Consider the following 21,491-nt stretch of genomic DNA (forward strand, 5'->3'; position numbering starts at 1 on the left):
GCACGCTAGAAGTGCGTGCATCCCTCACGAGTCCCCGTCATGCCCCATACATCCGCGTTGCTCGGCTTTGCGCTCATCTGCCTCGGCATGGTGCTGACGCCGGGACCGAACATGATCTACCTGATCTCGCGCTCGGTCACGCAGGGGCCCGCGGCCGGCATCGTCTCGCTCGGCGGCGTGGCGCTCGGCTTTGTGTTCTACATGCTGTGCGCGGCATTCGGCATCACCGCGCTGTTGTTCGCGATCCCCTATGCCTATGACGCGCTGCGCTTGGCCGGCGTGGCCTATCTGCTGTGGCTGGCATGGCAGGCCGTGAGGCCCGGCGGCCGCTCGCCGTTCCAGGTCAAGACTCTGAAGATCGACGGCCCGCGCAAGCTGTTCGCGATGGGCTTCGTCACCAATTTGCTCAACCCGAAGATCGCGATGCTCTATCTCGCGCTGCTGCCGCAGTTCATCGATCCCGCCGGCGGCAGCGTGCTGACGCAGTCGCTCGCGCTCGGCTCGATCCAGATCGCGATCAGTGTCAGCGTCAACGCGATGATCGCGCTTGCCGCGGGCTCGATCGCGGTGTTCCTCGGCACGCGCCCGACCTGGCTCCTCGTGCAGCGCTGGCTGATGAGCACCGTGCTGACGGGGCTCGCGGTGAAGATGGCGCTCGAGGCGCGACGGGCGTGATCCGCGCTCGTCATGCGCGGGCTTGACCCGCGCATCCATCGTCTGCGGTAGCAGACATCGAGGCTCGCTTGCGAAGAAGATGGATTGCCGGGTCAAGCCCCGGCAACGACGCAGTCCCTCAATCCAGCTTCGCTTCCATGCCCCGCTTCGTCGCAGGGCGGGCCATCAGCGCGTCGTACCAGCGCTTGACGTTGGGGAAATCGGCCAGATCCACCTTATGGCGCGGGTGACGCCAGGCCCAGCCGAGGATCGCGAAATCGGCAACCGAGAGATCGCCGGCGACGAATTCGCGCCCCGCAAGCCGTCGATCCAGCACTCCATAGAGCCGCCGCGTCTCGGCCATGAAGCGCTTGAGGCCATAAGCGTGGTCCTGCTCGTTCTCCAGCGCAATGAAGTGATGGACCTGACCCGGCATCGGGCCGAACCCGCCCATCTGCCACATCAGCCACTCATAGACCGGAATCCGCTCCGCCAGCGATTTGGGCAGGAACTTGCCGGTCTTCTCGCCGAGATAAAGCAGGATCGCGCCTGACTCGAAGATGCTGACGCGCTTGCCGCCGGGACCATCGGGGTCGACGATCGCCGGGATCTTGTTGTTTGGGCTGATTTCGAGGAAGGCGGGCGTCATCTGCTCGCCCTTGGTGATGTTCACCGGGATCACCTTGTAGGGCTGGCCCATTTCCTCCAGCGCCACCGAAATCTTGCGGCCATTCGGCGTGTTCCAGGTGTAGAGTTCGATGGTCATTTTCGCTTCCCTCGCGAGCATGATCCGGAAAAGTGGACGCCGACTTTCCTAAAGATCATGCTCGATCAATGAGATGAGATCATGATGCCATCGCATCATGATCTCAGCTTTGGCGCCTGCTTACGGGGAACCGAAAGCCGGCACAACCCGCGCTTTCCGCACATGTGTCCGCCGAAAATCGCCGCGCGGGCGCTGTTGACGGCGTAATTTCGGCGCTGGAATGTGGCGGAAAGCGCCGATAGATTGCCGCCCGCCTCGAACCCGTAGGAAAAAGCCTTGTCGAAATCAGCCTCCCGTGCCCGCCTCGCCGAGATCATCCGCAAGCGTTCGTTTGGACGCGGCGAGATCACGCTGGCCTCGGGCCGCAAGAGCGATTTCTATTTCAACCTGAAGCCGACGATGCTCGACCCCGAAGGCGCGGCGCTACTCGCCGAGCTCACCTATGAGGCGCTGAAGGACGACAAGCTCGATTTTGTCGGTGGCCTCGAGATGGGCGCGGTGCCGCTCGCCGGCGCCATCGCACAGCTCTCCTGGTTGAAGGGCCATCCGATCGCGGCCTTCTTCGTGCGCAAGAAGCCGAAGGAGCATGGCGCGCGGCTCTCAGTGGAAGGGCTCGCCAAGGGCGAGACGCTTCAAGGCAAGCGCATCGTGATCGTCGAGGACGTCACCACGACCGGCGGCTCGGCGCTGAAGGCGGTGGAAGCCGTGCGCGAGGCCGGCGGCGAGGTCGCGCTGGTCTTCACCATGGTCGACCGCGAGGAAGGCGCAACCGAAACCTTTGCAGAAGCCGGACTGCCGTTCCGCGCGCTGTACACGGCAGGCGAGTTTCTAAGGGGCTGAGTTCTCACCACATCCTCTATCGTCGTGCCCGGGTTTGACCCGGCCATGACGAATGGAACCAGCCGCACGCTGCTTCCCTCCGTAGATTCACCACAATCAATCGCTCGTTTACCATCCCACACTAGGGTGAATCGTGCCGGAGCAGCGATCGCCACGGCGCTTTCTGTTGGGTGGAGCGAGCGTTGCGTACAGGATTGAATGATCGGCGCATGCAGCGTCGCGTGATGCTTGTGACCGCGACGCTGGCGGGCGTCACCATGTGCATGCCTGCTCGCGTATCAGCCGAGGGCCTGCTCGACTTCTTCTTCGGCGGTGGGCAAAAGCAACAGGCGCGCCAGGCCTCGCCGCAAGCTAATTTCTTTGCCGACCCGTTCGGCCTCAACCAGCAGGCTGAACGGCCGCCCGCGCCGGTGTCCGCGCCGCGCGTCGCCGGATCGGGGCCGGCCTTCTGCGTGCGCAGCTGCGACGGCAAGTATTTCCCGCTGACCATGCGCGGTAACGCCACGCCGGTGCAGCTCTGCCAGGCCTTCTGCCCGGCGAGCCCAACCAAGGTTTACTACGGCAGCAATATCGACAGCGCCTCGTCGACCGCGGGCGAGCGCTACGCCGACAGCGAGAACGCCTACGCCTATCGCAAGGCGCTGCGCGCCGACTGCACCTGCAACGGCCGCGATCCGGCCGGCCTTGCGCCGGTCGACCTCACACTCGACGCCTCGTTGCGTGCCGGCGACGTAGTCGCCACCGCCGACGGACTTGTCGCCTATACCGGCATCCGCGTCGGCAACGACCAGGCGTTCGACTTCACGCCGGTCGCGTCCTATCCCGGGCTGACGGCAGCGGTCCGCACCCGGCTCGGTGAAATGAAGGTCGCGCCGGTCAGCGCCGATGTCGCCAGCGACGCGCCGCCGGAAACCAGCCGCGACGCCGCGCCCTCGGCCCCGTCCTCGGCGGTGCCGAAGCCCGCCAAGCGGGCGCAAGCGAACTGACGGCTCACGCCGTCATTCCGGGGCCATGCGGAGCATCGAAGCCGGAACATCGACCCGACCAGCGCTACCGCCCGACGATCACGCCGATCACGTTCGGCGCGGCGAGATATTTGTCCTCGATCGCCGCGCGCGCGGCGGCGCGGTTCTCCGGGGTGAGGATGCCGCGCTTCTCGGCGAGGATCATCCAGCAATAGCCCCACCAGTCCGTCAGCATCCCGTGATCGTCGACGAGATCGTAGCCCTGCTCGGCGGCGAAGATGCGCGCGTGCGCCTCGTCAAGCGAATCGAGCCAGGCGTGATCCTCGAGCGAGAACAGATCGTCGCTGAAATCGTCCGTGGTGTAGCCCCAGATCGACATGCAGACCGCGTTGAACTCGCGGTCGAGCTGGTCGTCGTCGACCCAGTGGCGCCGCGAGGCCTGATGCAGCCGCGACAGCGAGCGGGCGAAATCCGCAATGCGGGTGAGGGCGAACTGATCAAAGGCGATGGTGGACATGTAGTCCTCGCGGAGGCTGATAGACCATAGATATTGTGTCGGCACAGGCGCCGAATCACAATGATATATCAAAGACTTGCTAAAATGTTCTTAATTTGTTCCGATGCCATCGACAGACGTCGCCCCGGGCGACGATTTGCGTCGGCCGTCGTCGCTCCATAAAGGAGCGGTCGCGCATGAAGTCTCTGCCCCAAAAGCAATTAGGGCCGCTGAACGATGTCAGCGGCCCGGCCCTGAAAATTGCTTCGATGTGAAATGTGCCTGCCCCACGCGGCAGTTGATTTTGTAAAGCGCTCGTTAAGCCTTGGAAATCCGTATCACCACGGTGTTCCCGATATGCGCGGCGCGCGCCGCCAGCTTGGAAATAAAGCGTGTTTGACGCGGGCCGCCGCGCGCAAATGGACGGGCCGCCTTGCGGCCCGCGCGAGCGGCTCAGCTCGCAGCCGACAGCAGTTTGTCGCCGCATGCATTCGCGTAGAACTTGCCCCCGCATTGCCGCTTGATCGCGGCGCAGCGGGCGGCCGGGGTGGCGTTCGGCACCACGCTGAAGCTGCAGGTCAGGCCGTCGGCGCTGCGGCCGATCTTGCCTGCTGCGTAGGCCGCGCCTCGTGTCAGTGATGCAAATAACGAGCAAGGTTGCGGCTGCAATCTCGATCAATAGCCTCATCGCGCATCCTCCGTTAAAATTTCGCCAAATGTCGCTTTGAGGGCAATCGTAACACCGGTGATGGCAGGTTCGAAGGGTTCCCGGATCGGCCCGGTCCTTGCATAAAATCACGTCAGCGCGGTGCACGACAGGCTGTCGACAGTTTCGATTGCGGTGCAACGTGCGTATCATTGTGTTGGAGCATGGTCAGAGCAAGTGGAACCGGTTTCCGAAACGACCACGCTCAAACAAGGAGATGAGATCGTGACGCATGCAACTGCGTCATGATCCGGAAGTCTGAACGGCGGGGATTAGCGCGTTGCAGGAACAAACAAACTACCCGGCACTGAATCAGCCGGTCGACGAACTGGCATTGGCCGAAATCAAGAGCGCGATTCTCGCCAAGCTCCGGCTTGCGATCGGCAAGGACGCCAACGCGGCGACCAGGCGCGACTGGTACAAGGCCGCGGCGCTGGCGCTGCGCGACCGCATCGTGCATCGCTGGCTGAGCGCCGAAAAGGAGAGCTACGACGCCGGCGCCAAGCGTGTCTACTATCTCTCGCTCGAGTTCCTGATCGGCCGCCTGTTCACCGATGCGCTGAACAATATGGGTCTGTTGCCGCTGTTCGAAGCCGCGCTCGGCGATCTCGGCGTCGACCTCGCCGAGTTGCGCAAATGCGAGCCGGACGCCGCGCTCGGCAATGGCGGCCTGGGCCGCCTCGCCGCGTGCTTCATGGAGAGCATGGCGACGCTCGCAATCCCCGCCACCGGCTACGGCATCCGCTACGATTTCGGCCTGTTCCGCCAGATCATCAACCACGGCTGGCAACAGGAATACCCCGACGAGTGGCTTGGCTTCGGCAACCCCTGGGAGTTCCAGCGGCCGGAAGTGGTCTACAACGTTCATTTCGGTGGTCATGTCGAGCATGTCGACGACCGCGGCCGCGATCGCGCCACCTGGCACCCGGCGGAGACGGTCGAGGCGATGGCCTACGACACGCCGATCGTCGGCTGGCGCGGCGAGCACGTCAACGCGCTGCGCCTGTGGTCGGCGCACGCGCCCGATCCGCTGGAGCTCGACGTCTTCAACACCGGCGACTACGTGTCCGCAAGCGCCGAGCAGGCGCGCGCGGAAGCGATCTGCAAGTTCCTCTATCCGAACGACGAAAGCGCCGCAGGGCGTGAGCTCAGGCTGCGGCAGGAATATTTCTTCGTCTCGGCCTCGCTGCAGGATCTCGTGAAGCGGCATCTCGCATCCGACGGCGGCTTGCGCAATCTCGCGCAGAAGGCCGCGGTGCAACTCAACGACACCCATCCGAGCCTCGCGGTGGCGGAGTTGATGCGGATCCTGGTCGACCTGCACAATTTCCGCTGGGACGAGGCCTGGAAGATCACCGTCGCCACGCTGTCCTATACCAACCACACGCTGCTGCCGGAGGCACTGGAGACCTGGCCGGTCGAGCTGTTCGAACGGCTGTTGCCGCGGCATCTCGAGATCATCTATCGGATCAACGTGCAGCATCTCGCGCTCGCCGACGAGCGTTGCCCCGGCGACATCGAATATCGCGCCTCGGTGTCGCTGATCGACGAGAAGAGCGGACGCCGGGTGCGGATGGGCCAGCTCGCCTTCGTCGGCTCGCACCGTATCAACGGCGTCTCGGCGATGCATTCCGACCTGATGAAGGAGACCGTGTTCCACGATCTGCATCATCTCTATCCCCAACGCATCACCAACAAGACCAACGGCATCACCTTCCGCCGCTGGTTGATGCTCGCCAATCCGAGCTTGACCGCGCTGTTGCGCGAGACTTGCGGCGAAGCCGTGCTCGACGACTTCTCGCTGCTCGAACGGATCGAGGAGCACAGCAGTGACCTCGAGTTCCAGCGGCGTTTCCGCGACGTCAAGCACCACAACAAGCTGGCGCTGGCGCGGCTGATCGGCGAACGCAACAATGTCAAGGTCGATCCGTCAGCGCTGTTCGACGTGCAGATCAAGCGCATCCACGAATACAAGCGGCAACTGCTCAACATCCTGGAGACGATCGCGCTCTACCACGCGATGAAGGACGAGCCGCAGCGCGACTGGGTGCCGCGGGTGAAGATCTTCGCCGGCAAGGCAGCGGCGAGCTATCGCTACGCCAAGCTGATCATCAAGCTGATCAACGACGTCGCCGAGATCGTCAACAACGACGCTTCACTCGGCGGCAAGCTCAAGGTCGCCTTCCTCGCCGACTACAATGTCAGCCTCGCCGAGGTAATCATCCCGGCCGCCGATCTCTCCGAGCAGATCTCGACCGCCGGCATGGAGGCCTCCGGCACCGGCAACATGAAGCTCGCGCTGAACGGCGCGCTGACGATCGGCACGCTCGACGGCGCCAATATCGAGATCCGCGACTGGGTCGGGCCGGAGAACATCGCGATCTTCGGCATGGAGGCCGGTGACGTCATGGTCCGCCGCAAGCAGGGACTGGACGCCAGCGACGTGATCCGCAAATCGCCGCGGCTGGAGCGCGCGATCCGCGCCATCGAGAGCGGCGAGTTCTCGCCCGGTGATCCCGGCCGCTTCGCCTCGATCGGCCACGCGCTGCGTTACCTCGACCACTACATGGTCTCGGCCGATTTCGATTCCTACTACAATGCGCAACGCGGCATCGACGCACGCTGGCAAGTGATCCCGGCCTGGACCCGCGCCTCGATTCTCAATGTCGCGCGCATGGCCTGGTTCTCCTCCGACCGCACCATCCGCGAATATGCCGAGGACATCTGGCACGTGCCTGTGCACCCGAGCGCGCCGCCGCAGATCGGCACTCAGCGCGAGGCCAAGGGATAATCCCGGGGCACGGAAATCGATTACGTCCGACGTCATTGAGTTCGGCGCGTTTGTCGAGATATTGATGTTCTGCGTCATTGCGAGCTACCCCGTCGGCGCGAGGCGCCGCCGGATGACAGGCTCAGCGAAGCGATCCATCGCACCACCTATGCGGATCGATGGATTGCTTCGTCGCTTCAGCGCAAGATTGCTTTGCAATTTTGTCGCGAGCTCCTCGCAATGACGGCAGCAATGAGTTGCAGAGGATTTGATGCTCACCAAGACCCCGCACCTTTTCGATGAAGCCACCGCAGTTACCGCCGGCGACAGTCGTTGGCAGGGGCGCACCAGCCCGGATTACTGGGCGTTCGTCGGGCCGTTCGGCGGCTGCACCGCGGCGACGATCCTGCGGGCGCTGATGCAGCATCCGCAGCGCGCAGGCGATCCGCTGGCGCTCACCGTGAACTATTGCGCGCCGGTTGCGGAAGGCACGTTCGATCTCGACGTTCGCCTGGTGAAGGCCAACCGCTCGAGCCAGCATTGGTCGGTCGAAATGACCCAGGGCGGCGGCGGGGTCGCAACGCTGGCGAGCGCGGTGTTTGCCGAGCGCCGTCCGTCATGGTCGCACCAGCCGGCCGCCTTTCCGGGTGCGACGCCGTTCGAGCAGCTGCGGCCCTATCCCAAGCTCGCGATGACCTGGGCCAATCAATACGACTTCCGCTTCGTCGAGGGCGAGCCGGAGCTCGGCAGCGCCGCACCGAAGCAACCGTCGAGCGCCTATTCGAAGCTCTGGATCGCCGACCGCGCCCCGCGCAAGGTCGATGCGCTGTCGCTGATGTCGATGTCGGATGCTTTCTTCGGCCGCGTCTTCCACGCGCGGCACGAGCTGGTGCCGTTCGGCACGGTGTCGCTGACGACCTATTTCCATGTCGACGCGGCCGACCTCGACGCAGAGGACACCACCCGCGTGCTCGCGGCCGCCGACGCCAAGACTTTCCACAAAAGCTACGGCGACCAGCACGGCGAATTGTGGTCGCCCTCCGGCCGCCTGCTCGCGACCACGACGCAGATCGCCTATTTCAAGGCCTAGGTCGTTTTCGAGCGACGCGGACACCGATTCGCGTGAGGAAACGCCGGCTCCGGCTCTGATTCAATCGGAGCCTCAACCGAAGGCAAATATCCACATTGGTCTGTTACGATCGGATTGCCTATTTCAGGGGTTGAGGGAACATTGGCGCGTCGCTTCTGTTTCTCGCCTTTGGGAGCATTGCCGCATGTCCGAAGCCGACAATTCCAGACCCTCGCGCATCGCGCTGCTTGGCGTTCCCATCGAGATCGGCGCGGCGCAGGCCGGTCCGCTGATGGGACCGGATGCGCTGCGCACGGCGGGGATCGCGCGCCTGCTCGAGCAGCTCGGCTTTTCCGTTGACGACCACGGCAACCTGGCGATCCCGGCTGTCGTCGCCGATGGCCCGGCGCCGGCAAACACCAAGTTCTACGACGAGGTGAAGACCTGGACCCGCGCGCTCTCCGAACGCGCCTACTGGCTGGCGCATTCCGGCGCGATTCCGATCTTCATGGGCGGCGATCACTCATTGTCGATGGGTTCGATCAATGGCGTCGCGCGCTACTGGCAGGAAAAGGGCCGGCCGCTGTTCGCACTGTGGGTTGATGCGCATGCCGACTACAACACGCCGGCCACCACCATCACCGGCAACATGCACGGCATGTCGGCGGCTTTCCTGTGCGGCGAGGACGGGCTCGACAACCTGCTCGGCGGGCTGCCGCGCGCCTCGATACCGCCCGATCAGCTCGACCTGATCGGCACGCGCTCGGTCGATCCGCTGGAGCGCAAATTGCTGCGGCAGCGGAACGTGTCGATCGCCGACATGCGTCAGATCGACGAGTTCGGCGTCGCCGTGCTGACCCGCCGCGTGATCGAGCGCGTCAAGGCGAAGAACGGTGTACTGCACGTCTCGTTCGACGTCGACTTCCTCGATCCGGCGGTGGCGCCCGGCGTCGGCACCACGGTGCCCGGCGGCGCGACCTATCGCGAGGCGCATCTGATCATGGAGCTGCTGCACGATTCCGGCCTGGTGCGATCGCTCGACATCGTCGAGCTCAATCCCTTCCTCGACGAGCGCGGCCGCACCGCGCGCGTCGCAGTCGAATTGATCGGCAGCCTGTTCGGCCTGCAGATCACCGACCGCCAGACGCCGAGCAACGCGGTGTTGCCGGAGATGGGCGAATAGCGAAACGCGCAATCTGCCAATCCCGCGATCCCGAGGAGCGCGGCACGCGCGCTCCTCCAGCGACAACGGCGAAGCCGTTGCGCGGGGGGTGACAGACCAGGGAATATTCCCGTTCGCTAAGCATCTCTCCAAAATAAAAAAGGCGGCCACGAGGGCCACCTTTTTCAAATCGCGGATCAACGCGCGCGAGAATTACTCCGCCGCAAGCTTCACTTCCGGTGCGGCGGCGCGGACTTCGGCGTCGACCTGCGCTTCGAACTTGGTAAAGTTCTTCTGGAACATGCCGACGAGCGCACGCGCGGTCTTGTCGAACTCGGCCTTGTCGGCCCAGGTCTTGATCGGATCGAGGATGTGCGGCTCGACGCCCGGCAGCGAGGTCGGGACCGCGAAGCCAAAATACCGGTCGGTGCGGAAATCGGCGTTGCGCAGCGAGCCGTTCAACGCGGCAGTCAGCAGCGCACGCGTCACCTTGATCGGCATGCGGCGACCGGTGCCGTACTTGCCGCCGGTCCAGCCGGTGTTGACCAGCCAGCAATCGACATTGTGCTTGGCGATCAGCTCGCGCAGCATGTTGCCATACACGGACGGATCGCGTGGTAGGAACGGCGAGCCGAAGCAGGTGGAGAATTCCGGCTGCGGCTCGTTGCCGAGACCGCGCTCGGTGCCGGCGACCTTCGCGGTGTAGCCGGACAGGAAGTGATACATTGCCTGTGCCGGCGTCAGCTTGGCGATCGGCGGCATCACGCCGAAAGCGTCGGCGGCCAGCATCACCACGTTCTTCGGGTGCGGCGCGCAGCCGGTGCGCGAGGCGTTCGGAATGAAATCGAGCGGATAGGCCGAGCGGGTGTTCTCGGTCTTGGAGCCATCGTCGAAATCGGGCACGCGGTCGTTCGCACCGAGCACGACGTTCTCCAGCACTGCACCGAAGCGCTTGCTGGCGGCGTAGATTTCCGGCTCGGCTTCGCCCGACAGCTTGATGCACTTGGCATAGCAGCCGCCTTCGAAATTGAAGATGCCGTCCTCGCTCCAGCCGTGCTCGTCATCACCAATCAGCGTGCGCTTCGGATCGGCGGAGAGCGTGGTCTTGCCGGTGCCGGACAGGCCGAAGAAGATCGCAGTGTCGCCGTCGGGACCGACATTGGCCGAGCAGTGCATCGGCATCACGCCCTTCTCGGGCAAATAATAGTTCAGCGTGGTGAACACGCTCTTCTTCATTTCGCCGGCATATTGCGAGCCGCCGATCAGGACGATCTTGCGGGCGAAATCGATCGCGACGACGTTCTCCGAGCGCACGCCGTGGCGCTTTGGATCGGCGCGGAAGCTCGGCAGGTCGATGATGGTGAGTTCGGGAACGAAGCTCGCCAGCTCCGACGTCGCGGGGCGGATCAGGAGCGTGCGGATGAACAGCGAGTGCCAGGCAAGCTCGGTGAAGACGCGCGTCTTGATGCGATGCTTCGGATCGGCGCCGCCATAGAGATCCTGCGCGAACAGCGTCATGCCTTCAGCGTGCTTGAGGAAGTCGGCATAGAGCGCAGCGAACTGCTCCGACGTGATCGACTGGTTGCCAGCCCACCACATGCTCTTGTCGGTCAGATCGTCGCGGACCGTGAACTTGTCCTTCGGGCTGCGGCCGGTGAACACGCCGGTGTCCGCGCAGAGCGCGCCATCGGCAGAGAGCACCGCTTCGCCGTTGCGCAGCGCATGCTCATAGAGCTGGGGCGCGCCGTAATTCCAGTGCACGCCCTTGAGATTTTTTAAGCCGAATTTGTCGGCGCCGAAGGCACCGTTATGCACGCCCGTCTCTTGCACGAAGAACCTCCTCGAACCCGCGTATCCTTGTTCGCGCGAATGTCACCAAACGCGCCCCGCCGCGGTGACCGCCTGTTGAATATAGCCTTCCGGCTCCGGTCCGGCGACCTAATAGTGGGGATCGCCGGGCTTGCCAAGCTAGTCGACCGGGTTTTGGTTGATTCCAAGGCAGGCAGATCATTTGACGCATATGCCGCAGCACGGGACTGTTTCGCTTCGCTTTCGCTTTTCTGTCGATTTCACGGGAGTCGCGCGAGGTTTGGTCGCTGCTTTCCCTGAAATCACGGCATTGCAATGCACAAATGGTGCCATCGCTTGGAGCGCGCCCGCTCCGATCAATGCGAACAGTACCGAGAATGCCGGGTATGCATTTCGTCACGGCGACGATGTATCGTCGAGACACTTCGGCAGGATCTGACGCAAAGTCGCGCATGTCGTCCACTATAGCGTTGCACGGGCACCACCCGATCGGCACCGAGCTTCAGTCGCGCAACTTCACTCATGGCCAACGAGCCATCGCCGAAGCTGAAGTGATGTAATGCACAACTGCGGCAAAAGGTTCCGCAATACATCTCACCGCCTGCGGCGAGACCGCGCAGCGCCGTAGATGATACCGCAATCAGCGGACCGCGCGCGTCACGGTGCTCCACAGGTCGCGATCGAATCTTCCGGCAGCGATGCCATGATTTTCTTCGGTCGCGTTCGATTCGCTGGCGATGACGATCCGCCTGCGCAAAATGATCGCGCTGTCAGGCTCCCACGGCTACCGCCCGCATCACCCAATGTCTCGCTCGGTCTCGCCAAACACACAGAGAGCCGCGGCCGTGCGAGACCCTGCCTCGTCGCGACAACGGCAACGCGGCTGGCCTCGACCGGCGATCTTTTGGATTATCCCTTTTGAATTATCCCTTGGCGCGAGCCTCGCCGGCGAGGCGGACCAGCATCTTGCGCAACTCCGCGCTGGTCGTGACCCTTTCGGGGAAGTCGAGCCGCAGCGTCTTGCGGTCCGCCTGCATGTCCATGCCGTCGGGATCGCAGCCGGTGCAGGTCCAATTCGCGCTCGCTGCCCCAAGTAGGCGCGTGGCATAGAGATTCATGGCCTCGCGGTGATCTTCATTCATATGCGCCACCGCGCCCGCCTCTGCCTCCAGCAGGGGAGCTGCATCGCTGAGATCGGTGAGGAACTGCCCCGGCTTCAGATCGATGATCCGGCCGAATCCGGCCACCAGATGGGCGGCGGTGGGCCGGATCCGAAAGAACGCAAAATCCTTAAAGTCTACAAAAGCTTCGGCGGAGGGGTGGGCGCCAAGATAGCGCCGGCGCAGCAGTGGCGTTTCGGCCTCGGCCGCCTCCTCTGCCCGCCCCGCCAGCATGATCCGCGCCCCTTCCAGCGGATCGCCTTCGGCACGCTCATCCAGCATGAGCGAGACCCGGCCGTCGGCCAGGATGTTCTTGGTATGCAGCGCCAGCCGCGAGATCAGCAGGATGGGCGAGCTGTCCGGATGGGCCGCCAGATTGACCAGCGAGCAATAGGGATCGCCGCTGCCGGCCATCAGAGTGGCGAGCGCCCCCTGGCGGCTGCGTCGAAGCAGCGAGCGGACCAGGTGAGCGGGGTTGAAATCGGGGGGCGGTTGCATGGCTTTACCAGGTCATTTTATTGCGGAACTGGCCGATTTCTGAGCGAAAAAGGGCCTTTCCTCACGGTCTCAGGGTGCTATATGGGGTCCAACGCGTGGGCCGCAGAAGCGTTTTTGCGGAACTCGGTCACACTTCAGCCCAGCTTGCATTGCTCGTTGACCGCGTTCGAAGCCCTATTGTACGGCGCGTCGCTGGAATGCCCGTCGCTTAAGCCACTCTCATTGTGAAAGCAGCACATGCCCACAATCGCCTTGGTCGACGACGACCGCAACATTCTCACTTCCGTTTCGATCGCGCTCGAAGCCGAAGGCTATCGCATCATGACCTATACGGACGGTGCATCGGCGCTGGATGGTTTTCGCACCTCGCCGCCCGATCTTGCGATCCTCGACATCAAGATGCCGCGCATGGACGGCATGGAGACGCTGCGACGGTTGCGGCAGAAGTCCGACCTGCCGGTGATTTTCCTCACTTCCAAGGACGAGGAGATCGATGAATTGTTCGGCCTGAAAATGGGTGCCGACGATTTCATCCGCAAGCCGTTCTCCCAGCGCCTGCTGGTCGAGCGCGTCAAGGCCGTGCTCCGCCGCGGCCAGCCCAAGGATCCGACCGCCCCGCCGAAGGAGCCGGACGCGCGCGCACTCGACCGCGGCCTGCTGCGGATGGACCCGGAGCGTCACACCTGCACCTGGAAGAACGAGCCGGTGACGCTGACCGTGACCGAATTCCTGATCCTGCAGGCGCTCGCCACCCGTCCCGGCGTGGTGAAGAGCCGCAACGCGCTGATGGACGCCGCCTATGACGACCAGGTCTATGTGGACGACCGTACCATCGACAGCCACATCAAGCGGCTGCGCAAGAAGTTCAAGGTGGTGGACGACGAGTTCGAGATGATCGAGACGCTGTATGGCGTCGGCTATCGCTTCAAGGAAGCCTGATCTGCGCTTTCAGAGTGCTTTGTTAACTGACAGGGCCCGCGCGGCTGGGGTAAAGTTGCGCGGGCGATTGCGTGCTTCGCGGGACGACATCCACACCAAACGGCAGCTTTGCCAGTGCTTGATCGAACGCAGCCCGAGCAGGGACTGAACACCGAGGACGCGTCACAGCTCCTCGAACATGATGCAGTAGCTGACGACGTGGCGCAGGAGAAAGGCTGGCGGCGCCCGCTCGGCTGGCTGCGCCGTGCCGGCCAGTTTTTCTTTGCGCTGTCGTTCTCGAGCCTGACGCGCCGCATCGTCTCGCTCAACCTGGCCGGACTTGTCGCGCTGGTCGCCAGCATCCTGTATCTCTCGCAGTTCCGCGCCGGCCTGATCGAGGCGCGGACGCAGAGCCTCATGGTCTATGCCGAGATCATCTCGGAGGCGATCGCCGCGTCGGCGACCGTCGAAGGCAACACCGTCACCATCGATCCCGATCGCCTGCTCGACCTGAAGCCCGGCGAGAGTTTTGGCCAGCCGGATGAATCGGCGGACTTCCCGATCAATCCCGAGCGCGTCGCGCCGATCCTGCGCCGCCTGATCGCGCCGACCAAGACGCGGGCCCGCATCTTCGACCGTGACGGCGGACTGATCCTCGACAGCCGCAACCTGTTCGCGCGCGGCGACGTGCTGCGCATGGAGCTGCCGCCGCCATCGGAGAAGCCGTCGCTGTACGAGAGAGCCAAGATCTCGATCAAGACCTGGTTCAACCGCGGCGACCTGCCGATTTACCGCGAGCTCGGTCCCGAAGGCGGCAAGGGCTATCCCGAAGTCGCACAGTCGCTCGAGGGATTGAACAGCAGCATGGTCCGCGTCACCGAGCGCGGTGCCGTCGTGGTCTCGGTCGCGGTCCCCGTGCAGCACTTCCGCGCCGTGCGCGGCGCGCTGATGCTGACCACCCAGGGCGACGACATCGACCAGATGGTGATGTCCGAACGCCTCGCCATCCTGAAGGTCGGCGGCGTCGCCTCCGCGGTCATGATCATGCTGTCGCTCCTGCTGGCAAGCACGATCGCAGGTCCGGTGCGGCGCCTCGCCGACGGCGCCGAGCGCGTCCGCCACCGCATCCAGACCCGCGTCGAGATTCCCGATTTCACCGGGCGCCGCGACGAGATCGGCCACCTCTCCGGCGCGCTGCGCGACATGACCAACGCGCTCTACAGCCGCATCGAGGCGATCGAGATGTTCGCTGCCGATGTCGCGCATGAACTCAAGAATCCGCTGACGTCGCTGCGCTCAGCGGTGGAGACGCTGCCGCTGGCACGCAACGACAGCAGCCGCGCGCGGCTGCTCGCCGTGATCGAGCACGACGTCAGGCGGCTCGATCGCCTGATTTCCGACATCTCGGACGCCAGCCGGCTCGATGCCGAGTTGCAACGGCAGGACATGGCGCAGGTCGATCTGCGCCGGCTGCTGACGACGCTGACCGGCGTCGCCAACGAGACACGGCTCGGCCACGACGTCGCAGTGGAGGCCCGCTTCGATGGCCGCGGACCGACCGACACATTCTCGGTGCCGGGCCATGATTCGCGGCTTGGCCAGGTGATCTCGAACCTGCTGTCGAACGCGCAGTCCTTCTCCAAGCCCGGCGACAAGGTGCGCATCGTCTGCCGGCGCATCCGCAACGAGGTCGAGATCGTCGTCGACGACGACGGGCCCGGCATCGGCCAGGACGCGCTGGAGCGGATCTTCGAGCGCTTCTACACCGACCGGCCGCACCAGGGCTTTGGCCAGAACTCCGGCCTTGGACTCTCGATCTCCAAGCAGATCATCGAAGCGCATGGCGGGCGCATCTGGGCGGAAAATCGCCTGGGCCCGGCCGGTGAGGACGGCAAGCCCACGGTCGCCGGCGCGCGCTTCGTGGTCAGGCTGCCGATACTATGAGCCGCAATGTCAGCGTGCATGCGTCCGCCGTTCTCGTCGGCGAGCGTGCCGTGCTGATCCGGGGGCCGTCAGGCGCCGGCAAGTCCCGCCTGGCGTTCGACCTGATTCTTGCCGGCCGCTCCGGACAGGTTCCGACGGCCATTTTGGTGGGTGACGACCGTGTCCATCTCGACACAGCCGACGAACAATTGTGGGTTCGCCCGGCACGGGAGCTGGCCGGCCTGATCGAGATCCGTGGCCTCGGAATCCGCCGCTGCGACTTTGTCGCCGAGGCCCGGGTGGGGCTTGTGGTCGACCTCGCGGCCGACGACGCGGAACGGCTGCCGCCGCCGGAGGCCCTGAAGACTTGCCTAAATGGTGTTTCATTACCGAGAATCCCGGTCGGCATCGGCGTCCAACCCCTGCCGCTGGTTGTCGCCGCGCTGACGACAACCGAGAGTTCATATCCCGGTAATCTTGCGGCCGATTGTGGAAAGGAAATTGGTAACCATATCACATCCACTATCGCGTCCGATTTGGTCGGCGCAGCCTCCCCTCTCTACCGCCAGGAACAGGGAGACTAGCCAAGATGCCCTCTTGCGCAGGGCCTCTGGATGGTCAAAGTGGCGCGTTCGTGCGGTGCACCAAAGAGCGCCCACGAGGAGTTTCCGATGATTGGTCTAGTGCTGGTGACCCATGGGCGCCTTGCCGACGAGTTCAGAGCGGCGCTCGAACACGTGATGGGTCCGCAGAAACAAATTGAAGCGATTACGATCGGGGCGGAGGACGATTCCGATCTCTGTCGAAGCGATATCATCGAAGCGGTGAATCGCGTCGACAGCGGCGACGGCGTCGCGATCCTTACCGACATGTTCGGCGGCACGCCGTCGAACCTTGCGATCTCCTGCATGAGCCGCCCTAAGGTGGAAGTGCTCGCAGGCATCAATCTTCCCATGCTGGTCAAGCTTGCCAAGGTTCGCGAGGAGCGCTCGTTGCCCGATGCGATCGCGATGGCCCAGGAAGCCGGCCGCAAATACGTCACCATCGCCAGCCGCGTCCTTGCCGGCAAATGAGCGACGAGACCTCGGGCGCAAACGACGTCGGCCCGAGCGTGCCAGCGGGCGCCATCTCCCGTGAACTCCTGATCGTCAACAAGCGCGGCCTGCATGCGCGCGCCTCCGCCAAATTCGTCCAGATGGTCGAGCGCTTCAACGCCGAGGTTTGGGTTACGCGCGGCAGCGAGACCGTCGGCGGCACCTCGATCATGGGCCTGATGATGCTCGCGGCCGGGCCCGGCACAACGGTGATCGTCTCCGCGAAGGGCCCCGAAGCGCAGACTGTGCTCGACGCCATCGCCGAACTCGTCGCTAGCAAATTCAACGAAGAAGGCGCGTAGGCCGCGTTGGCGCCGCTACTTCGCCGGCGGCACCAGATAGACCTTCCACACCGTCGACGGGCCGGGATGGCCATGGAAGAACCGCTGCGTGGTCATCACCAGCGGCTCGGCAGCCTTGGCATGCTCCGCCATCCACGCTTCGCACGGCTTCAGGAAGACCGGATCGGTGGTGTCGCAGACGCCGATGAAACCGTAACGCTTGGCTTCCTCGAGTGAGGTCAATCCGGACGATACCTCGCCGGGCGTGATCGCGGCCGGATGATCGGGGCTGTAGAACGTCATCGGCTCGCTGATATCGGAGCGGGCGGCGACGACGGCCCAGCGCGAATGGAATTTGGCCTGCCAGGTCTCGGTCAGTTCGCGCGCGAGCTCCGAGCGCGCGGCATAGGTCGAGGCTGTGTTGTGGCTCGACGCCATCTCCTGCGTCGCGATGCTCGGCGCGGCGAACAGCATGGCGACCGTGATCACGAGCCAGATCGCGGTGACGGTGAACAGCGCCATGCGCGGCATCCGCACGCGGGGGATCGCGACCAGCGCGAGCGGCACCAGGAAGAACAGCGGGATGCCCCAATCGGTCTTCATGTAGACCGTGAATGCCAGCGCGCCGAGCGGCGGCCCGATCGCGACGATGGACTGGACGATCCAGACGTTGAGCGCCTGCGCGCGGTTGAGCTCCGGATTCGGCCGGTCCGACCAGATCCGCACGAGCCGCCACGACAGTGAGCTCAGCGACAGCGCCAGCAGGCCGAGCAGGGCCGGTGCGGCGAGCAGCCCGAGATTGTGCCCGATATAGCCGAGCACGAGCTGGACGTTGAGCGCGCGGCTCGACAGCGCGTAGACGTCGCCGGCATAGGTGAGCGGCAGGAAATCCACCTCCTCCAGCCAGACCAGATGCGGGATCATCAGCACGACCATCGTGCCGATCCCAACCCAGGGCGCCGGCGAACGCAGGAACTGCAGCCGCTGCGGGTGGATCAGCGCGGCAAGGCCGATCGCGCCGATCATGGTCAGCACCCAGTATTTGGTCATCAGCGCCAGCGCGCCGGCGAAGCCGAGCAACAGACCGGATCTCACGCTCCGCTTCTCGAACGCGTTCAGATAGGCCAGCACGAGAAGCGGCAACGGCACGAGCTGCGCCAGATCGGCGTTGTACTTGAAGCCCTTGAAATTGAAGATCGGATACAGCGCGAGCATCACCACCGTGAAGAACGCGCGGCGGCGGTCGACGACGCGCAGCGCGATCAGCCAGCAGACCACCATCGCGAAACTTACGGTCGCCATCGCAAGCGCGTAGGTCGACCAGTTGGCGACCGGGAAGAACTTGAACCAGACGCCGGCGATCCAGCCCGACAGCGGCGGGTGCTTGCCATAGCCGAGCAGGAAGCGCTGGCCCCAGGCATAGGCTTCCGCAACGTCCATGTGGACGTCCTGTGCGGCCTTGAGCTTGATGAGGATCTCCGTCCACAGCACCGCGTGGACGAGCGCGAAGCTGATCACGAGCCACAGGCCGGTCTTGGGATCCGTGGCCCGCGACACCAGCCATGCGGCCAGGCGGCGGATTGTCAGCCGGCGGTTCGCGCGCCGCGCGGCGGGGAGATAGGCGGCAGTCGACATAGTCAGTGCCTACGGCATGATCCGGACAAGTGCGAAGCGGTGTTCCGAAAAGATCATGCCCAACAGGAGACGAAAGCGCGATGATATCTCGTTCGGATTTCACCGCGCTTTAGCGCGTTTTTGCCGCCAGTGAAATCAGCTTGGCGTGAACGGCGCTCTCAGCCGACGACCAGCGCCACGCGCTTTTCGGCTGCCGCCCGCGGAACGAACCGCGGAGCAAGCAGTCCGGCGGCGGAGACAAGGTCCAGCGCATCGAAAGGTCCGGAGCATCAGACCCGACCGAAACATGCCCGGAAATCGATCACGACGCCGCCCGGCGATTCGCCGTCACACCGCTGCAAAATACCGCAATATGGTTGCCGCTTGGGGGGTGCGGATGCTATCCCGCGCCCCATGACAACCGCCCCGATTTCCAACATCCGCAACTTCTCCATCGTCGCCCATATCGACCATGGCAAATCGACCCTGGCCGACCGCCTGATCCAGATGACGGGCGGGCTGTCGGATCGCGAAATGGCGGGCAAGGAGCAGGTGCTCGATTCCATGGACATCGAGCGCGAGCGCGGCATCACCATCAAGGCGCAGACCGTCCGGCTGAACTACCGCGCCAAGGACGGCAAGGATTACGTCTTCAACCTGATGGACACGCCCGGCCATGTCGACTTCGCCTACGAGGTCTCGCGGTCGCTGGCGGCCTGCGAGGGTTCCCTGCTGGTGGTCGACGCCAGCCAGGGCGTCGAGGCGCAGACGCTCGCCAACGTCTACCAGGCGCTCGACAACAACCACGAGATCGTGCCGGTCCTGAACAAGGTCGACCTGCCGGCCGCCGAACCGGAGAAGGTGAAGCAGCAGATCGAGGACGTGATCGGCATCGATGCGTCCGACGCCGTGATGATCTCGGCCAAGACCGGGCTCGGCGTGCCCGAGGTGCTGGAGGCGATCGTCACCCGCCTGCCGCCGCCGAAGGGCGACCGCGACGCGACGCTGAAGGCGCTCCTGGTCGACAGCTGGTACGACGTCTATCTCGGCGTGGTCGTGCTGATCCGCGTGGTCGACGGCGTGATGAAGAAGGGTCAGCGCATCCGCATGATGGGCACCGGCGCCGCCTACGACATCGAACGCGTCGGCTTCTTCACTCCGAAGATGGAGCAGGTCGACGAGCTCGGCCCCGGCGAGATCGGCTTCATCACCGCGGCGATCAAGGAAGTCGCCGACACCCGCGTCGGCGACACCATCACCGACGACCGGAAGCCGATCAGCGAGATGCTGCCGGGCTTCAAGCCGGCGATCCCGGTCGTGTTCTGCGGCCTGTTTCCGGTCGACGCCAACGACTTCGAGACGCTGCGCGCGGCGATGGGCAAGCTGCGGCTCAATGACGCGAGCTTCTCCTACGAGATGGAAACCTCCGCCGCGCTCGGCTTCGGCTTCCGCTGCGGCTTCCTCGGCTTGTTGCATCTGGAGATCATCCAGGAGCGGCTGTCGCGCGAGTTCGACCTCAACCTGATCGCGACCGCGCCGAGCGTCATCTACAAGATGAAGCTGACCGACGGCAGCGAGCTCGAGATCCACAATCCCGTCGACATGCCCGACGTGGTCAAGATCGCCGAGATCGACGAGCCCTGGATCGAGGCCACTATCCTCACCCCCGACGAATATCTCGGCAGCGTGCTGAAACTGTGCCAGGACCGCCGCGGCTCGCAAAAGGAGCTGACTTACGTCGGCACCCGCGCGATGGTGAAATACGACCTGCCGCTCAACGAGGTGGTGTTCGATTTCTACGACCGCCTGAAATCGGTCTCCAAGGGCTACGCGTCGTTCGACTATCACCTGACCGACTACAAGCCGGCCGATCTGGTGAAGATGCAGATCCTGGTCAACGCCGAGCCGGTCGACGCGCTCTCGATGCTGGTGCATCGCACCCGCGCGGAAGGCCGCGGCCGCGCCATGGTCGAGAAGATGAAGGAGCTGATCCCGCCGCACATGTTCCAGATTCCGATCCAGGCGGCGATCGGCGGCAAGGTGATCGCGCGCGAAACCGTGCGGGCGCTGCGCAAGGACGTCACCGCGAAGTGCTACGGCGGCGACATCACGCGCAAGCGCAAGCTTCTGGAAAAGCAGAAGGAAGGCAAGAAGAAGATGCGGCAGTTCGGCAAGGTCGACATCCCGCAGGAAGCCTTCATCGCCGCGCTCAAGGTGGATAGCTGAGGCACCGTCACGGACTGTCGCCAGCTTGACAACAACCGCGCCAGTCCCGCCTTCACCGAAAATCTCGAAAACAACCCCATGCAAAGTAGCCGGAGGTGGAAGGCCGACGTGCTGCCGGAAGCGCGCATGATGTCCATCGTTGTCTCAGCAACAAAACGCACCATGATTTGAATCGCCATCGCACGGCGGTCCGACTAAGCTTCGATCATGTTGCGCATCCTGTCCCTCCTTGTCGTCATCCTCGCATTATTGCAGCCGGACCTGAGCTCGGCCGCGTCGTCGAAGAAGCGGCATGGCAGCACGCGCTGGCATGGCTATGGCTTCCTGCCCGGGTACCGGCAGCCGCCCAATCCCACCATTCCGGTGCTGGGTCCGCGCGGCGCCGCCCGCGGCTACCCGGACTATGCGCCGCAGTACTGGTATGGCGGTGATTGGCACTATTTCGGCCGGCCCGGCTTCTATCGCGGACGCTACAATGGCGGCAGCTTCGGCCCGTGCTGGACCTGGACGCCGATCGGCCGGGCCTGGAATTGTGGATAG

19 protein-coding genes are annotated in these 21,491 nt (G+C 64.2%); 13 read left to right on the forward strand and 6 right to left on the reverse strand.

Going from position 1 to position 21,491, the window contains the following annotated elements; genetic code table 11:
* The first annotated feature begins 39 nt into the window (after window positions 1-39).
* A complete protein-coding gene (locus tag MTX23_RS33425) occupies window positions 40-675 on the forward strand; it encodes a LysE family translocator (protein ID WP_280974320.1) in 636 nt (211 codons plus the stop codon).
* A 118-nt stretch (window positions 676-793) separates the two neighbouring features.
* Here the strand turns inward: MTX23_RS33425 and MTX23_RS33430 are convergent, their stop codons facing one another.
* Window positions 794-1,420 (reverse strand): glutathione S-transferase family protein, encoded by a 627-nt coding sequence (locus tag MTX23_RS33430; RefSeq protein WP_280974321.1) that lies wholly within the window; start codon window positions 1,418-1,420, stop codon window positions 794-796.
* A 276-nt stretch (window positions 1,421-1,696) separates the two neighbouring features.
* Between MTX23_RS33430 and pyrE the strand changes: the two genes are divergently transcribed.
* Entirely contained in the window at window positions 1,697-2,260 is a 564-nt protein-coding gene (gene pyrE, locus MTX23_RS33435; RefSeq protein WP_280974322.1) for an orotate phosphoribosyltransferase, read from the forward strand.
* A 209-nt stretch (window positions 2,261-2,469) separates the two neighbouring features.
* The gene (locus tag MTX23_RS33440) at window positions 2,470-3,246 is read left to right on the forward strand and encodes a DUF2865 domain-containing protein (protein ID WP_280974323.1); all 777 of its coding nucleotides are present in this window, start codon (window positions 2,470-2,472) and stop codon (window positions 3,244-3,246) included.
* Between the two features lie 64 nt (window positions 3,247-3,310).
* Here the strand turns inward: MTX23_RS33440 and MTX23_RS33445 are convergent, their stop codons facing one another.
* A complete protein-coding gene (locus MTX23_RS33445; RefSeq protein ID WP_280974324.1) occupies window positions 3,311-3,742 on the reverse strand; it encodes a hypothetical protein in 432 nt (143 codons plus the stop codon).
* A 432-nt stretch (window positions 3,743-4,174) separates the two neighbouring features.
* Window positions 4,175-4,390 (reverse strand): hypothetical protein, encoded by a 216-nt coding sequence (locus MTX23_RS33450; protein WP_280974325.1) that lies wholly within the window; start codon window positions 4,388-4,390, stop codon window positions 4,175-4,177.
* A 317-nt stretch (window positions 4,391-4,707) separates the two neighbouring features.
* Between MTX23_RS33450 and MTX23_RS33455 the strand changes: the two genes are divergently transcribed.
* The 3 genes from MTX23_RS33455 (at window position 4,708) to rocF (ending at window position 9,449) form a co-directional block, all read left to right on the forward strand.
* Window positions 4,708-7,218: a glycogen/starch/alpha-glucan phosphorylase gene (locus MTX23_RS33455; RefSeq protein WP_280974326.1), complete on the forward strand. Its 2,511-nt coding sequence runs from the start codon at window positions 4,708-4,710 to the stop codon at window positions 7,216-7,218.
* A 250-nt stretch (window positions 7,219-7,468) separates the two neighbouring features.
* The gene (locus tag MTX23_RS33460) at window positions 7,469-8,287 is read left to right on the forward strand and encodes a thioesterase family protein (RefSeq protein ID WP_280974327.1); all 819 of its coding nucleotides are present in this window, start codon (window positions 7,469-7,471) and stop codon (window positions 8,285-8,287) included.
* A gap of 184 nt (window positions 8,288-8,471) precedes the next feature.
* Window positions 8,472-9,449 (forward strand): arginase, encoded by a 978-nt coding sequence (gene rocF / locus MTX23_RS33465; RefSeq protein ID WP_280974328.1) that lies wholly within the window; start codon window positions 8,472-8,474, stop codon window positions 9,447-9,449.
* A gap of 192 nt (window positions 9,450-9,641) precedes the next feature.
* Here rocF and MTX23_RS33470 read toward each other — a convergent pair whose 3' ends face one another.
* On the reverse strand, window positions 9,642-11,258 hold the full coding sequence (locus MTX23_RS33470) for a phosphoenolpyruvate carboxykinase (protein WP_280974329.1): 1,617 nt from the start codon (window positions 11,256-11,258) through the stop codon (window positions 9,642-9,644).
* Between the two features lie 902 nt (window positions 11,259-12,160).
* Window positions 12,161-12,895, reverse strand: coding sequence for a DUF2470 domain-containing protein (locus MTX23_RS33475; protein ID WP_280974330.1), 735 nt, complete (start codon window positions 12,893-12,895; stop codon window positions 12,161-12,163).
* Between the two features lie 237 nt (window positions 12,896-13,132).
* Here MTX23_RS33475 and MTX23_RS33480 point away from each other — a divergent pair, with 237 nt between their 5' ends.
* From MTX23_RS33480 to MTX23_RS33500, 5 genes are all read left to right on the forward strand, one after another.
* Complete coding sequence (locus MTX23_RS33480) at window positions 13,133-13,834, forward strand: response regulator transcription factor (RefSeq protein ID WP_139479670.1); 702 nt, start codon at window positions 13,133-13,135, stop codon at window positions 13,832-13,834.
* A gap of 114 nt (window positions 13,835-13,948) precedes the next feature.
* Window positions 13,949-15,757: a sensor histidine kinase gene (locus MTX23_RS33485; RefSeq protein WP_280974331.1), complete on the forward strand. Its 1,809-nt coding sequence runs from the start codon at window positions 13,949-13,951 to the stop codon at window positions 15,755-15,757.
* Window positions 15,754-16,320 (forward strand): HPr kinase/phosphatase C-terminal domain-containing protein, encoded by a 567-nt coding sequence (locus MTX23_RS33490; protein ID WP_280974332.1) that lies wholly within the window; start codon window positions 15,754-15,756, stop codon window positions 16,318-16,320. Before MTX23_RS33485 ends, MTX23_RS33490 begins: the two co-directional genes overlap by 4 nt.
* An 87-nt stretch (window positions 16,321-16,407) precedes the next feature.
* Window positions 16,408-16,809, forward strand: coding sequence for a PTS sugar transporter subunit IIA (locus MTX23_RS33495; protein WP_021076632.1), 402 nt, complete (start codon window positions 16,408-16,410; stop codon window positions 16,807-16,809).
* A complete protein-coding gene (locus tag MTX23_RS33500; RefSeq protein WP_280974335.1) occupies window positions 16,806-17,132 on the forward strand; it encodes an HPr family phosphocarrier protein in 327 nt (108 codons plus the stop codon). The genes MTX23_RS33495 and MTX23_RS33500 overlap by 4 nt, the downstream gene beginning before the upstream one ends.
* Before the next feature lie 15 nt (window positions 17,133-17,147).
* On the opposite strand, the gene MTX23_RS33505 is transcribed toward MTX23_RS33500, so the two are convergent.
* Window positions 17,148-18,746 (reverse strand): glycosyltransferase family 39 protein, encoded by a 1,599-nt coding sequence (locus MTX23_RS33505; protein WP_280974336.1) that lies wholly within the window; start codon window positions 18,744-18,746, stop codon window positions 17,148-17,150.
* 393 nt (window positions 18,747-19,139) lie between these two features.
* On the opposite strand from MTX23_RS33505, the gene lepA reads away from it, so the two are divergent.
* Both lepA and MTX23_RS33515 read left to right on the forward strand, forming a co-directional pair.
* A complete protein-coding gene (lepA, locus tag MTX23_RS33510) occupies window positions 19,140-20,951 on the forward strand; it encodes a translation elongation factor 4 (RefSeq protein WP_280974337.1) in 1,812 nt (603 codons plus the stop codon).
* A 207-nt stretch (window positions 20,952-21,158) separates the two neighbouring features.
* Entirely contained in the window at window positions 21,159-21,491 is a 333-nt protein-coding gene (locus MTX23_RS33515; RefSeq protein WP_280974338.1) for a hypothetical protein, read from the forward strand.

The organism is Bradyrhizobium sp. ISRA436 (assembly GCF_029910015.1).
In the GTDB taxonomy this organism is placed as follows: Bacteria; Pseudomonadota; Alphaproteobacteria; order Rhizobiales; family Xanthobacteraceae; genus Bradyrhizobium.

What these genes read in the sequence shown, in the direction of transcription:
- MTX23_RS33425 (WP_280974320.1), top strand. Translation starts at nt 40, where the DNA reads ATGCCCCATACATCCGCGTTGCTCGGCTTTGCGCTCATCTGCCTCGGC.
- MTX23_RS33430 (WP_280974321.1), bottom strand. Translation starts at nt 1,420, where the DNA reads ATGACCATCGAACTCTACACCTGGAACACGCCGAATGGCCGCAAGATT.
- MTX23_RS33440 (WP_280974323.1), top strand. Translation starts at nt 2,470, where the DNA reads ATGCAGCGTCGCGTGATGCTTGTGACCGCGACGCTGGCGGGCGTCACC.
- MTX23_RS33445 (WP_280974324.1), bottom strand. Translation starts at nt 3,742, where the DNA reads ATGTCCACCATCGCCTTTGATCAGTTCGCCCTCACCCGCATTGCGGAT.
- MTX23_RS33460 (WP_280974327.1), top strand. Translation starts at nt 7,469, where the DNA reads ATGCTCACCAAGACCCCGCACCTTTTCGATGAAGCCACCGCAGTTACC.
- rocF (WP_280974328.1), top strand. Translation starts at nt 8,472, where the DNA reads ATGTCCGAAGCCGACAATTCCAGACCCTCGCGCATCGCGCTGCTTGGC.
- MTX23_RS33475 (WP_280974330.1), bottom strand. Translation starts at nt 12,895, where the DNA reads ATGCAACCGCCCCCCGATTTCAACCCCGCTCACCTGGTCCGCTCGCTG.
- MTX23_RS33480 (WP_139479670.1), top strand. Translation starts at nt 13,133, where the DNA reads ATGCCCACAATCGCCTTGGTCGACGACGACCGCAACATTCTCACTTCC.
- MTX23_RS33490 (WP_280974332.1), top strand. Translation starts at nt 15,754, where the DNA reads ATGAGCCGCAATGTCAGCGTGCATGCGTCCGCCGTTCTCGTCGGCGAG.
- MTX23_RS33495 (WP_021076632.1), top strand. Translation starts at nt 16,408, where the DNA reads ATGATTGGTCTAGTGCTGGTGACCCATGGGCGCCTTGCCGACGAGTTC.
- MTX23_RS33500 (WP_280974335.1), top strand. Translation starts at nt 16,806, where the DNA reads ATGAGCGACGAGACCTCGGGCGCAAACGACGTCGGCCCGAGCGTGCCA.
- MTX23_RS33505 (WP_280974336.1), bottom strand. Translation starts at nt 18,746, where the DNA reads ATGTCGACTGCCGCCTATCTCCCCGCCGCGCGGCGCGCGAACCGCCGG.
- lepA (WP_280974337.1), top strand. Translation starts at nt 19,140, where the DNA reads ATGACAACCGCCCCGATTTCCAACATCCGCAACTTCTCCATCGTCGCC.
- MTX23_RS33515 (WP_280974338.1), top strand. Translation starts at nt 21,159, where the DNA reads ATGTTGCGCATCCTGTCCCTCCTTGTCGTCATCCTCGCATTATTGCAG.